The sequence below is a fragment of the Streptococcus sp. HMSC071D03 genome (assembly GCF_001812125.1).
In the GTDB taxonomy this organism is placed as follows: Bacteria; Bacillota; Bacilli; order Lactobacillales; family Streptococcaceae; genus Streptococcus; species Streptococcus pseudopneumoniae_N.
The window spans coordinates 25,903-39,131 of sequence record NZ_KV807802.1 but is presented as its reverse complement, the minus strand read 5'-3'; the positions used below and the strand labels follow the sequence as shown (position 1 = coordinate 39,131).

Genomic DNA, 13,229 nt, shown 5'->3' with positions numbered 1-13,229 from the left:
CAAAAGCCCTTGGAAACTTGAGTTCTAAGGACTTGGTCTTCAATCTGAAATCCTAAGAGAAAACTTAGGATTTCAGCTTTAGCCTACTAAACTTAGAAATTACGACCTGATTTATTGTAGCCATATTTTTCAACAAAATGCTCACGGAATTCCAAAAGATTATCATCCATAATAGCCTGACGAACCTGCTTCATGAGATTAAGCAAGAAGTAAAGGTTATGGTAACTTGTCAAACGAATACCAAAGGTCTCATCGGCCTTGAGTAAGTGACGAAGGTAGGCACGGGTATAGTTCTTACATGTGTAGCAATCGCACTCAGGATCAAGCGGGGTAAAGTCCTCCGCAAACTGGGCATTCTTGACAACCAAACGTCCTTGGCTAGTCATACAAGTTCCGTTACGAGCGATACGAGTCGGCAAGACACAGTCAAACATATCGACCCCACGAATAACCCCATCAATCAAGCTATCTGGCGCTCCCACTCCCATCAAGTAGCGAGGTTTGTTTTCAGGAAGGAGTTGAGTAGTGAAGTCCAAAACTGCGTTCATCTCTTCATGAGTTTCACCTACTGCCAACCCTCCGATAGAGTATCCTGGGAAGTCCATACTGACAAGGTCATGAGCTGACTGACGACGAAGATCTTCAAATCCTGCACCTTGTACAATCCCAAACAAACCTTGGTCATGTAGACGACGATGAGCTTTTAATCCACGCTCAGCCCAACGGCTGGTACGTTCGATTGACTTCTTCACATAATCATAAGGCTGATAAAATTGAGGACATTCGTCAAAGGACATCATAATGTCTGACCCTAGATTGTTTTGGATAGAGATGGCTTTTTCAGGTGATAGAAACATTTTAGAACCATTGAGGTGGTTCTTAAACGTTACCCCTTCTTCTGTGATGTTACGACTATCCGCTAGAGAGTATACTTGGAAACCGCCACTATCCGTCAAGATAGGTTGGTCCCAGTTCATGAACTTATGAAGTCCACCTGCACGTGCAATGAGTTCATCTCCAGGACGAAGCCACAAGTGATAGGTATTAGAGAGGATAATCCCTGACCCCATCTCTTTCAACTCTTCTGGCGATTGGGTTTTAACCGTTGCTTGAGTCCCAACCGGCATAAACATAGGAGTTGGAAAGGTTCCGTGTGGCGTGATAATCTCACCCAGACGAGCTCCCGTGTGTTTTTCTTTCTTAATCAAACGATATTTGATTGGTGAATCTGACATTTTTTACCTCCGAAGCTGGGAAAAACAGTCCCAGTTCTTACTTTGTGCCCAAGGGCATACTGTATGATTCTATCAAAAAAAATGGGAACTGTCACGAACTATGGTATAATGAAAGAATGAAATACCCAAAAATTGATTTAAAAGAAGTTCGTCAACAAGCTAAACAGTTTCAAGCTGAACATCCACGTTTATTGCTTGTCTTTTTATTACCAAGCATTTTCCTGATTCTATCCAGCTTCATAAGTCCGTTATCCCTACTTGATGAGGGAATTCTTGAGCAATCCTTCTTTACTTTTTTGATGAGCTTGATCCAGTCCTCACTCTTTCCTCTAGCAGTTGGATTCACAAGTTCTATTATCCTAGCTGGTGCTCTTTTTACAACCATTAATCTTTACAGAATTTCCGAGATAGAGCTTTCTTTTAAAGATAGTCTGTCCTTACTTGACAATCGCTTCTTCACCCAGACCTTTCTAACTCTCTTGCTCAAGCGTTTCTATCTCTTTTTGTGGAGCATCCCTAATCTTTTTGGAGTCTACTTGCTCTTTTATAGCAGTGCCATGGCTCGTAAATTTGTAGAACTTCATCCCGAATTTCCAGCTGTCGACGTCACCAATTCAGATATCGAACACTTCCTACTTACTTTTGCACTTTACTTCTTTGGTAGCGTCTTTCTGATGATTTTGGGAACCATTGCCTATCTGCCGCAATACTACGCTTATTCCCAAGTAGAGTTGCTCCTTTGTGATACACTTGCAATTGGAATTGCCAAGCCAAGTCGCGTACTCAAAACCAGTCGCTTCCTTATGAAAGGCTATAAGTTCCAACGCTTCGTACTTGATTTACAACTCCTACCATGGTATCTTCTTACCTGGATTAGCTTTGGAATTGCGAGCATCCCTTCTTTCCCTTATATCTATAGTAGTCAATTCTTCTTCTATCAAAGATTACTCGAAATCAAGCGGAGAAAAGTTTAATGTGAATGATTAAAACCAGCACCTTCTATGGAAAGTGCTGGTTGTTTTTATTTTAAGAAAAGGATACTCAAGAGTGCTAGGATTGCTGGACCACCTTGCTTAAGAATAATTTTTTTATCTGCTGTTAAGGCACCATAAGTCGCTGCTCCTATGACAAACAACACAAAGATTGTTACGATTTCTAAGCTCTGCGAGAAATAGATTCCATAAAGAAGAAATACCCCAATCAAGGCATTATAAATTCCTTGGTTTTTAAACAGTGAGGTGACAGAGGGGCGAGTCAACTCTTCCTTGTCCATATTAAAGACTCGGCTGGTTGCATCTGATTGGGTTGCGATACTTTCCAAATAAAAGATATAAAAATGCTCTAGAGCAACAAGGGTTGCTAAAATGGTAGTAATGATTGACATCGTTTTCTCCTTAAAATTCTATTTTTTCTAATCCTGATACTAGTTTTGTCAACAAAGCTGTCAGCTCTTCCTGCTCGGCTGTCGATAAGATGCTGTCCATCTGTTCCTTCACTCGCAAATGATGTTTAGGCGGACTGACTAAGAGTTGATTCTTGGCTTCTTGGGTTAATTCAACTAAGACTTCTCGCTGATTGGCCGGATTACGCTTGCGACTGACATAGCCCTCTGACTCCAGTATCTTAAAATGACGGGTCAAGGCTGCCTGGTCAATCTGTAACTTCTCCTGAACGGCAATCTGGTTGCAGGGTGACTGCTGCAGTAAAAACTGCAGGATTTGATAGCGGGTCAAACTAATTCCCAATTGTTTCTCAAAAAGTTGAGTGATCATCTGATCTGTTAAATGGAGCTGGTACAGTAAGTCGTTAATTTTTTTCATTTCTACCTCCCTGCGTACACTTGATTTATCAACTATTGACTTATCAAGTATAATGCAATCTTAGTAAAAACGCAACTATTTTGCTTATTCACGAAAAATAGCCTCTTGATTTCAATCCCAAAAGGCTATTATTTCTATATTCTAGACAAAATCCAGCACTAACCTACCAAATCTGCTCGAAGGATTTCTCCCTCTTTATCAATGACAACTTCGATGGCATGGCCTGCAAAAATTTCTTCACGATCATCATAGTAGAGGGTCAATTCTCCATCTTCGTTGATCGATAGTTCACTCAAGGAAAGTGAGTTGGTAAAATACTCTTCTGTTAACACTACATCATTTTCATCTGAATCTATCCAGTCTTGAGCTGTTTCCCACAGTTCTTTGACAATATAGTCTTTAATCCGAGTATCTTGAACTTGGAAAGTTCCCATAAATTTCTTTAGATCATCAAAAGAACTTGGAGGGAGACTTTCATCTGTACTCGCAGCAAAGATAGCATGAATCTTACCACCCTCGTAAGTGATAAATCCTTCAAACCAAGAATAGGCTCTGTTTAAGGTGAATTCGCCAATATCGTCTTGAATGATGACCGGTTTTTGATAGGTTTCAATCAAGGTCTCTAACCTAGAGTCTGAGGATTGGTCATCTAGGTATTCCAGCAAGTGGTAGCAGTTATTAGCTACTTCTGACATATATGGCTCTAACTCCATGAAGGGGCGTTTTTGGCATTTGATATGATGAATTTTGTAGGGTTCAAAACTAAAGCCCCATCTCTTTTCTTCAAATTCCTCAGGAGTCAATACCCATTCCAAACGTCCCTCACGTTCAGAGAAGTCCTGAGTTTCAACATTGATACTAGCTTTAAAATGAACGGACGGCATTTTACAACCATCTTTTAAAGAAGCAGCCCCATTTACATTTTGGAGGGTAAAAATCAAGAGCTCAACAATTTCTCCAGTAAATTCCTGTTCAAAATCATCTCTTGTTTTCTCAAATGGAGTTTTTAATCGATTTGTCATTCACTTCATCCTTTCTCTCTATGCTTAAAAGCGTTAGCTTAATTTTGTATTCGCTTACATTCTAACATGTTTTAGATTTTATTTCACTTATCAATACTATTTTACACAAAAAGAAGCTACACTTTTAAATGTATAGCTTCTTATTACTCTTAGTTCATAGATACGTGAACGTGGTCATAGTGGTTTTCTGTGATACTACCACGGTCTGGCATTGGATTCCAAGTGTAAGCCGGTCCATATTTACTTGGGTATGGTGCGTAGAAACGTTGTTTCCAGATGATGTAGCTAATGCCACGGCTAGCCATATTTTGGATAGCATAATCTGCAATTTGGTCTCCAAGAGCTGAGCTTACTGGGACCATAAAGTCAATTGCAAGGCCTTTTCCGTGGTCTCCGCTATCTCCAGGACGGTAGCCGCTAAATGATGTGATACCAAACAAGTTAGCAATTTCTTCTTTAAAGGCAGCCGTTTGTGGTTGTAGACCTGCATTTTCTGACTTTGAAGCTGCAATACTTGCATAATCAGGTGCTGCTGGTGCTGCATAAGTCGCTGATGAACCTTGGCTTGCTTCAGCTTGGTAAGTTGATGGTGTTGATTGAGTCTCTGCTACAGTTTCTGTAACAGGGGCTTCTGTTGTAGTGGTTTCTTCCACTACAGGTGTTTCTGCTACTGCTTCTTCTGCTGGTGCTGAAACTTCTGCCGTAGTTTCTGTCACTGGTTCTGCTGCTGGTACTGAGGCTTCTGTTGTAGTTTCTGCTACTGCTTCTTCAGTCACTTGTGGTGCTACTGGCTCAACTTGAGCTTCTGTTTCTTCAACTGGTTGAGTTAAATCTTCAACCTGTACAGTTTGGTCATCTACAGTGACTTGGTTGGTTGTCAAATCTGCTCTTGCAGTTGTGCTTTCACCTGCCTGAGCTGTGTCAGGGGTTTGGATTTCAACTTCCGTCACTTCTTCCTCATCATTAACAGTTGTAGTAAGCACTGTCTCAGGGAAAATCAGATCAATATTGCTGATCTTGTTCAAGTTAGCAAGAACGGTCACATCCACTCCCAGAGCTTCGGCAATGGTACTTAGAGTATCTCCATACTGAACCGTATAGCTTGTTTTATTCTCATTCTTAGTAACATCGTTTTGAATTTGCTCAACACTGCGTGCTGTCCATACTAGTTCTTCTGCTTGAGTTGCCAATACAGGGGCAAAGGACAAGGCTACTGTTGATGCTAAAATAATTCTTTTCTTCATACTATCAAACTCCTTTTCAAATGTAGTACCTGTCTATCATAACACAAAGAAAATAGAAAAAAAGCCCTTTTGGGGCTATTTAACAGAACTGTACATTCGTTGTAACAAATCACATTACTTGAAATAGTTTGTTAGTTTCTTGTCATCAGGCTGACACATTCTTCTTGAAGAAAATTCTAGAAGGAAAACGAACTGATATCTTCTAAACGCTCTATCTGTTGATTACAAGTTGCAGGTGAGGCAAGAAAATTGATACTCTGAATCCCACTATTTTGGGCAAATTCTATATCCAAAGTCCGATCGCCGATATAATAAGTCTGCTGAGGATTTAATCCATACTTATCTAAAAGATAAATCGCAGCTTCTGGACTAGGCTTCCGAGCAAAGCCACTTTGATTGGTTAAAATTTCTGTGAAATAGTGGGCCAAACCCAAATTCTCCAAAATTGTAAAAGCATTGTCCCCTTTATGGGTATAAACAAACTGCTCAATACCTTGCTGGTCTGCCCAAGCTAAGATTTCACGCGCCCCTGGCATCAGAACCACTTGAGCATTCTTCTCAGCCAAGCTCTGAGCACGAACCTGATTGAGCATATCTGCATCCAAGCCTCTTTCTTCTCCCGCCTTTTCCAACAGATCTTGAACGGAAGTTTGTAGAATAAAGGCACGAACCTCAGCCTTATCATAAGGAATGTCAAACTGGGCAAAAGTCTCTTCGATTCCTGCTAAAATAGCTTCATAAGAGTCCAACAAGGTCCCATCTAAATCCCAGATAAATCCAATTTTTTTCATATGTCATCCTTTCAAAGATATATATTGCTTATAACGATAGTGCAGGAAAATCCAGCGAAAACCATTATCCAAAAGCGTTCCTGCCCAAATACCAGGCAAGCCCCAACCAAGAACAATTCCCATCAGATACCCTGTTCCGATACGGATACACCACATTCCGATACTTGTCGCATAAAAGGGGAGGCGTGCATTTCCCAAACCCTGCCAGACAGCTGTATAAATGACTGTTCCCGTCGTCATAGGAGTCCCTAGTAGAGAGAACAGCGTCACCATAACACTGGCTTCAATAGCCACAGGATCACTAGTATAGAGGTGACTTAGGGGCGTTCCTAGAGCATAGATACTGAGTGTTAAGGGCAACATAAGAAAGAGGGAAAGCCAAAAAGTTTGCTTACTTAAGTTGTCTACCCTTGCCCAATCATCTTCTCCAACTGCTCGAGCCACCTGCATGACTGTTGCTGTAGCGACACCAAAGGCTGGCATATAGTTAAACTGAGTCAAGACTTCACCGATTGCATTTCCTGCGACTGCCTCCGTCCCAAAGGAAACAACCAAGGCAATAATGACCACATCTCCAGCTCGCATCATGAGACGTTCTCCCGCTGCAGGTAAAGCCAAAGTCAGCAGGTCTTTGTCCAGGCCAAACCTTGGTCTCGTATATGGAAGTTTTAGTTGTGACCACAAGATCACAACCCCAACCAAACGAGATAGGATGGTCCCCCAGGCTACACCAGCTATCCCCATATCAAGAACAAAAATAGCGATACTTGAGAACACAATATTCAAGGCATTGGATAAAAGACTCACATAAAGTGGAAGGCGCGGATTATGGGTGGCGCGAATCAAGGCTCCTAGACTAGTCATCAAGCCCAAGAGGACGATTGTCCCGCCGACCAAAGCTAGGTATAGTCCACCACTCTCAGCTACAGACGCTTCTGTTCCTAAAAGGCCGATCATCTCTCGTCCTGCAAAGATGGATAAGACCCCTAAAACTAAACTCAGTAGTAGGGTAATCTTAAGTGCTTCTGTCACATGATAAGCTAGTCTAGATTGATCTTTCTGTCCCAAACTTTTGGAAATGACACTGGAAATAGCCGCTCCCAAAGCAATAAAAATCGCTTGGTAAATGGTGATAATATTGCCCGCTACAGACACACCCGAAATTGCGATTAAGCCCAGATGTGCCACCAGATAGCTATCGACCATCCCCATGAGCATCTGCAAGAAATTTTCACCCATGGCTGGCAGAGCTATGTTGAGAATATCTTTATTTTTCTTAAACAATCCTTCCTCCTGATGAAAAGAAACTCAGTTAGTTTCCCAACCGAGTTTACTTCCTCTCTTTTAAAGTCCTAGATAAGTTTCTACTGCAGTCTGCATATCTGCCGCTGCAACAGTTGTCTTGTGACGAACTGGAGCTGTTTCGAGGCCATCAACTGCTGGTGGCACTGCTACTCCTGAAATTTCATGTAGTTGAGCCAAGGCTTCAAAATCGCTCAAACCTGATTGCCCAGTTACAGCTTCTACTGCAACCACTGGGAATTTATAAGGACTAGCTGTTGAAGCAATCACGGTCTTAGCCACATCGCCTGTCGCTGCTTGGTATTTTTTATAAACAGCTGAGGCAACCGCTGTATGTGGATCCTCAATGTAGGCATCTGTTTGATAAACACGCTTGATTTCTGCTGCTGTTTCCGCTTCAGTCGCATACTCTGCTGCAAAAAGGTCAAGAATCTCTGCATCAAAATCTGTCAATTCATACTGACCTTGGTTATTCAAAGCATTCATGAGTTCAGCTGTCTTAACCGCATCATTACCCAAAAGGTGGAAAATCAAGCGCTCCAAGTTTGAAGACACTAAGATATCCATAGATGGGCTAGTGGTCACTTTAAACTCACGCTTCTTGTCATAAACACGAGTCTTGAAGAAGTCTGTCAAAACATTGTTGTCATTTGAAGCACAGATTAATTTACCAACTGGCAAACCAATTTGTTTAGCATAAAAGGCAGCCAAGATATTTCCAAAGTTTCCTGTCGGTACGGTGAAGTTAACCTTATCACCTGCATTAATTTCGCCTGTTTTAACAAGCTGAGCGTAGGCATACACATAATAGACAATCTGTGGTACCAAACGACCGATATTCATAGAGTTAGCTGATGAAAACTGGAGCTTGTTGGCTGCTAATTTTTCACGAAGCTCCACATCGTTGAACATGTGTTTCACGTTTGTCTGAGCATCGTCAAAGTTTCCATCAATAGCGATAACATGGGTGTTTTCGCCAGTTTGCGTGGTCATTTGCAACTCTTGCACTTTGCTGACACCGTCTTTTGGATAAAAGACGATAATTTCAGTTCCAGGAACATCTGCAAAACCTGCCATGGCAGCTTTACCAGTATCTCCAGACGTCGCTGTCAAGATGACAATCTTGTTTTCCAAGCCATGTTTCTTGGCAGCTGTCGTCATAAAGTATGGCAAGATAGACAAGGCCATATCCTTGAAGGCAATGGTTGAACCGTGGAAAAGTTCCAAGTTGTATTGGCCATCTAGTTTCACAAGAGGAGCAATGACTGGCGTATCAAACTTGCTGTCATAGGCGTTGGAGATACAGTAGTCCAACTCTTCTGCTGTAAAGTCATCCAAGAAAGCTGACAAGACAAGCTTAGCTACTTCTTGGTAAGAAGCGTCTTTTAATGTTTCAAAATCCAAATCAACCTTTGGATAGCTAACTGGAGTAAATAAGCCCCCATCTGTTGCCAAACCTTGCAAAATCGCTTGGCTGGCTGTTACGGTATTGTTCGCATCACGCGTTGATTGATAAACTAATGTCATAAATCTCTATCCTTTATCTATAGTCTTATTCATTATAACATGATTTTTCAGAAAATTCTTCCTTTATAGGAAAATTATAGGTCTAATTCTTCTTTCAAAGGCACTAAATAAGTCATTTCACTCTGACCTCTCATCTCAAGTCCTTGCTCTGCTATAGCTAGCAAGTCTTTGGAGAACTGGACAATCCCAGCTGTTTCTTCATCTGTGAGGTGTTTCTTAGAAAATTGTCTTCTCAAAGACTTGTAGTCACGACCAAATCTCTCAAAGAAAGGAGCTGTTTCTAGGTAAGCTTCAAGCTTGTCAAGATTCACCAACAAGCCTAAATGAAAGGCTGCCGAAGCAAAGGTTCGGTCTAGCGGTTGTGTACAAACACTACGAAATTCAACAGTCCCTCGTGTTGTCAAGTCTTGAAACTGGTAGCTTCGATGACTCGAAAAATCTTTTTCCTCTGGAACTATACTAACTTCTTTCCTATTAATCCCAAAAGCCCTAATCTGACTTGTAGACAGATAATCTTTCGCTCGAATCGGAGAAAAATAGTAGGTTTCCCCATCTCGTTCTGCTGTAAAAATCGCAGAGTGGTCTAGATAATCAAAAAAATCATCCTCATCTTTGAAGAGTCTGGCATTGACACCAACATTCTCTGGATAAATCCCATGCATGGAGTCTTCCCAAAAGATATCTCGTGAAATCTGGGTGTCCCAGTCTGCTCCAGAAAACTGAGAATTGGCAAACAAGTAGGCTTTGGCTGCCTCAAGCTGAGTGAATGCATTAATGACACGTAGGTAGTTAGCAGTCGATACATCCAACTGAACTTGACTACCACAGATAAAGGCTCCATATTGTGGAAAATCATGCAAAGAAACGGACTCCTGATTGTTGCCCATCTTCAGATAGTCCATTAACATCTGGTATCGTGGATAAGCGACAGGTCTATTATCATTGCTATCCCAGTTTGGGTGAATCCCCCAACCCTGGATAGCATGATTCTTTTCGCCTAGCTTTTCTTGGATTACCTTCATATAAGTCTCAAAACGGCCTTCGATCTCTTGGATATTCCGAGCTCGACCAAAGGCAAACTCAAGTGTTGTGTAGGAAACCTCAAACAAAATACGATCTTGACTCACCGGTTCTACAAGCTGAATCGGATTTCCATCCTGGTCCTCCTTTTCAACTTTCAGACTGAGAGCATCAACCAAAAAATGCATCAAGTCCTTGCTGACTTCAATATCTGTAGGTTGGCCTTTCTTATGAACGATCGGAAACTCCAACTCAATACCGATGTAGAGATCTGGATTTTCTTTGATATTCTTTAAATAGCGGTCTTTTAATAACTGAACTGAAGGGGACATACATACCTCTCATTCTAACTTCTCATACTAGAAAACAAATTACTCTCTATTATACCAAAAAGTCCTAGAGAAGGACCTTAGAAAATCTGTTTGCAAGCTCGCTCCCTAGATTTAAGACCAAATAACTTCCTCATTATATGAAATTTTATGATAAGACGTCAGATGTCATTGTTCAATTTTCACAGTCTCATCAACCGGTTAAGCGATTACATATGTTTTTGCATCAAATCCCTTGTATTATATTAAATATAGTGATATAATTCACATATAGACAAAAAAGAGGGCAGTTCAAATTCGACTTCACTTGAAAGCTTTTCAAGCCAAGCCCCTTTTCCTCTGCACCTCAACGACTAATCAAGGAGGATAGCTATGAAAGCTGTTGTTGTAAATCCAGAAAGCACTGGTGTTGCTATTGAAGAAAAAGTGCTCCGTCCGCTCGAAACTGGGGAAGCTCTTGTAGAAGTTGAGTACTGTGGTGTCTGCCACACTGACCTCCACGTTGCACATGGTGACTTTGGTAAAGTTCCAGGACGCGTTCTCGGTCACGAAGGTATCGGTATCGTCAAAGAAGTTGCTCCTGATGTTAAAAGCCTCAAAGTTGGCGACCGTGTCAGCGTAGCTTGGTTCTTTGAAGGCTGTGGTATGTGTGAATACTGTACAACTGGACGCGAAACTCTTTGCCGTTCCGTAAAAAATGCAGGATACTCAGTAGATGGTGGTATGGCAGAACAATGTATCGTAACTGCAGATTATGCCGTTAAGGTTCCAGAAGGTCTCGATCCAGCCCAAGCTTCTTCTATCACTTGTGCCGGTGTTACCACATACAAGGCTATCAAAGAAGCAAAAGTTGAGCCAGGTCAATGGGTTATCCTCTATGGTGCTGGAGGTCTTGGTAACTTGGCTGTTCAATACGCTAAAAAAGTGTTCAACGCTCACGTTATCGCAGTAGATATTAACAACGATAAACTTGCCCTAGCTAAAGAAGTTGGTGCAGATATCGTGATTAACGGTCTTGAAGTCGAAGATGTCCCAGGCCTTATCAAAGAAAAGACAAACGGTGGTGCTCACTCAGCTGTCGTAACAGCTGTATCAAAAGTTGCCTTTAACCAAGCAGTTGACTCTGTTCGTGCAGGCGGTCGTGTAATAGCTGTCGGTCTCCCATCTGAAATGATGGATCTTAGCATCGTCAAAACAGTTCTTGACGGTATCCAAGTCATCGGTTCTCTCGTTGGAACACGTAAAGATTTGGAAGAAGCCTTCCAATTTGGTGCTGAAGGTCTGGTTGTACCAATCGTTCAAAAACGCCCTGTCGAAGATGCCATTGCTGTCTTTGATGAAATGGCTGCTGGAACCATCCAAGGTCGTATGGTTCTAGACTTTACTCATTAAGATAAATAATAAATGCCAAAACGAGGTAGGGACAGAAAATCCCACCTCGTTTTTTTAGCAATAATACTCTTCGAAAATCAAATTCAAACCACGTCATCGTCCCCTTGCCGTACTCAAGTACATCTTGCGGCTAGCTTCCTAGTTTGCTCTTTGATTTTCATTGAGTATAACATTTTGATACGACAACTAATTGGACTTGGGGCATTTTTTAGACGCCCAAGAGCACTAGTGAAGAAAACGTCATTTTTCTAGACAAATTCTACAAACAGCGGATTGTTGAAACATCAGGGACCGGGACTAGAAAGTCGTGAGTTAATTCATTGACCTCTGCCCACCCATTTTTTATATTAAATTTTTTTACCATTTTATAGACGATTTCACAAAAAAGTTTATATATCAATATCTGTAAAGATAGAGCTTTGGGATTTTTTTCACTCTTTATTATAATTAGTTGCTTTTTTTCTGAAAACGATTTATACTTAAGGAGTCTTAAAGTTTTCTTAAACTAAGAGTCAAACATTTTATAAGGAGGAATGACAATAATGAGTATCGGAATCATTATTGCGAGCCACGGTGAATTTGCCGCGGGTATTCATCAGTCAGGATCTATGATCTTTGGTGAACAAGAAAAGGTTCAAGTTGTAACCTTTATGCCAAACGAAGGTCCAGATGATTTATACGCCAAGTTCAACAATGCTGTGGCTGCATTTGACGCAGAAGATGAGGTTCTAGTCTTGGCTGACCTTTGGAGTGGGTCTCCATTTAACCAAGCTAGCCGCGTAATGGGAGAAAACCCTGAGCGTAAATTTGCCATCATCACAGGACTTAACTTACCGATGTTAATCCAAGCATATACAGAGCGCCTCATGGACGCTAATGCCGGAGTGGCTAAAGTTGCTGCGAACATCATTAAAGAAGCCAAAGATGGCATCAAGGCTCTTCCAGAAGAACTAAATCCAGCTGAGGAAGTTGCTACTGCTGCAACTGCTCCAGTTGCCCAAGCCGCTATTCCAGAAGGAACAGTTATCGGAGACGGTAAATTGAAAATCAATCTTGCACGTCTTGACACTCGTCTCCTTCACGGACAAGTAGCAACTGCTTGGACACCAGATTCAAAAGCTAACCGTATCATCGTTGCTTCAGATAACGTTGCTAAAGATGACCTTCGTAAAGAATTGATCAAACAAGCAGCTCCAAACGGAGTGAAGGCTAACGTTGTTCCAATCCAAAAATTGATTGAAGTTGCAAAAGACCCTCGTTTTGGTGAAACACACGCCCTTATCTTATTTGAAACACCTCAAGATGCACTTCGTGCTATCGAAGGCGGTGTGCCAATCAAGACTCTTAACGTTGGATCAATGGCTCACTCAACCGGTAAAACAATGGTCAACAACGTATTGTCAATGGACAAAGAAGACGTTGCTACATTTGAAAAAATGCGTGACCTTGGTGTTGAATTTGACGTACGTAAAGTACCAAACGACACTAAAAAAGATTTGTTTGACTTGATTAGCAAAGCTAACGTTCAATAATTTACATTAAATAGA

Annotated in this window: 12 protein-coding genes; 3 read left to right on the top strand and 9 right to left on the bottom strand. The window is 41.4% G+C overall.

The genetic code is table 11. The annotated features are described in order from the left end of the window. Positions 1 to 92: 92 nt before the first annotated feature. On the bottom strand, positions 93 to 1,235 hold the full coding sequence (gene tgt, locus HMPREF2837_RS09060; RefSeq protein ID WP_049548702.1) for a tRNA guanosine(34) transglycosylase Tgt: 1,143 nt from the start codon (positions 1,233 to 1,235) through the stop codon (positions 93 to 95). 116 nt (positions 1,236 to 1,351) lie between these two features. Here tgt and HMPREF2837_RS09055 point away from each other — a divergent pair, with 116 nt between their 5' ends. Continuing rightward, the gene (locus HMPREF2837_RS09055; RefSeq protein WP_049548701.1) at positions 1,352 to 2,209 is read left to right on the top strand and encodes a DUF975 family protein; all 858 of its coding nucleotides are present in this window, start codon (positions 1,352 to 1,354) and stop codon (positions 2,207 to 2,209) included. A 47-nt stretch (positions 2,210 to 2,256) separates the two neighbouring features. Here the strand turns inward: HMPREF2837_RS09055 and HMPREF2837_RS09050 are convergent, their stop codons facing one another. From HMPREF2837_RS09050 to HMPREF2837_RS09015, 8 genes are all read right to left on the bottom strand, one after another. Continuing rightward, entirely contained in the window at positions 2,257 to 2,619 is a 363-nt protein-coding gene (locus tag HMPREF2837_RS09050; RefSeq protein ID WP_049548700.1) for a DUF1304 domain-containing protein, read from the bottom strand. Between the two features lie 10 nt (positions 2,620 to 2,629). Continuing rightward, positions 2,630 to 3,055, bottom strand: a complete 426-nt coding sequence (locus tag HMPREF2837_RS09045; RefSeq protein ID WP_049548699.1) for a MarR family winged helix-turn-helix transcriptional regulator — start codon at positions 3,053 to 3,055, stop codon at positions 2,630 to 2,632. Between the two features lie 158 nt (positions 3,056 to 3,213). Continuing rightward, complete coding sequence (locus HMPREF2837_RS09040; protein ID WP_049548698.1) at positions 3,214 to 4,077, bottom strand: DUF2262 domain-containing protein; 864 nt, start codon at positions 4,075 to 4,077, stop codon at positions 3,214 to 3,216. 149 nt (positions 4,078 to 4,226) lie between these two features. Next, the gene (locus HMPREF2837_RS09035; protein WP_049548697.1) at positions 4,227 to 5,321 is read right to left on the bottom strand and encodes a LysM peptidoglycan-binding domain-containing protein; all 1,095 of its coding nucleotides are present in this window, start codon (positions 5,319 to 5,321) and stop codon (positions 4,227 to 4,229) included. A gap of 176 nt (positions 5,322 to 5,497) precedes the next feature. Beyond that, positions 5,498 to 6,112 carry an HAD-IA family hydrolase gene (locus tag HMPREF2837_RS09030; RefSeq protein ID WP_049548696.1) on the bottom strand — a complete coding sequence of 205 codons (615 nt, stop codon included), beginning with the start codon at positions 6,110 to 6,112 and terminating at the stop codon, positions 5,498 to 5,500. A 3-nt stretch (positions 6,113 to 6,115) separates the two neighbouring features. Then, positions 6,116 to 7,396, bottom strand: a complete 1,281-nt coding sequence (locus HMPREF2837_RS09025) for an MATE family efflux transporter (protein WP_049548695.1) — start codon at positions 7,394 to 7,396, stop codon at positions 6,116 to 6,118. Between the two features lie 60 nt (positions 7,397 to 7,456). Next, positions 7,457 to 8,941: a threonine synthase gene (gene thrC, locus HMPREF2837_RS09020; protein ID WP_049548694.1), complete on the bottom strand. Its 1,485-nt coding sequence runs from the start codon at positions 8,939 to 8,941 to the stop codon at positions 7,457 to 7,459. Between the two features lie 74 nt (positions 8,942 to 9,015). Then, complete coding sequence (locus HMPREF2837_RS09015; protein ID WP_049548693.1) at positions 9,016 to 10,293, bottom strand: glutamate-cysteine ligase family protein; 1,278 nt, start codon at positions 10,291 to 10,293, stop codon at positions 9,016 to 9,018. 369 nt (positions 10,294 to 10,662) lie between these two features. Here HMPREF2837_RS09015 and adhP point away from each other — a divergent pair, with 369 nt between their 5' ends. Next, positions 10,663 to 11,682 carry an alcohol dehydrogenase AdhP gene (gene adhP, locus HMPREF2837_RS09010; RefSeq protein WP_049548692.1) on the top strand — a complete coding sequence of 340 codons (1,020 nt, stop codon included), beginning with the start codon at positions 10,663 to 10,665 and terminating at the stop codon, positions 11,680 to 11,682. A 542-nt stretch (positions 11,683 to 12,224) separates the two neighbouring features. Next, the gene (locus HMPREF2837_RS09005; protein ID WP_049548691.1) at positions 12,225 to 13,214 is read left to right on the top strand and encodes a PTS sugar transporter subunit IIB; all 990 of its coding nucleotides are present in this window, start codon (positions 12,225 to 12,227) and stop codon (positions 13,212 to 13,214) included. Positions 13,215 to 13,229: the final 15 nt, after the last annotated feature.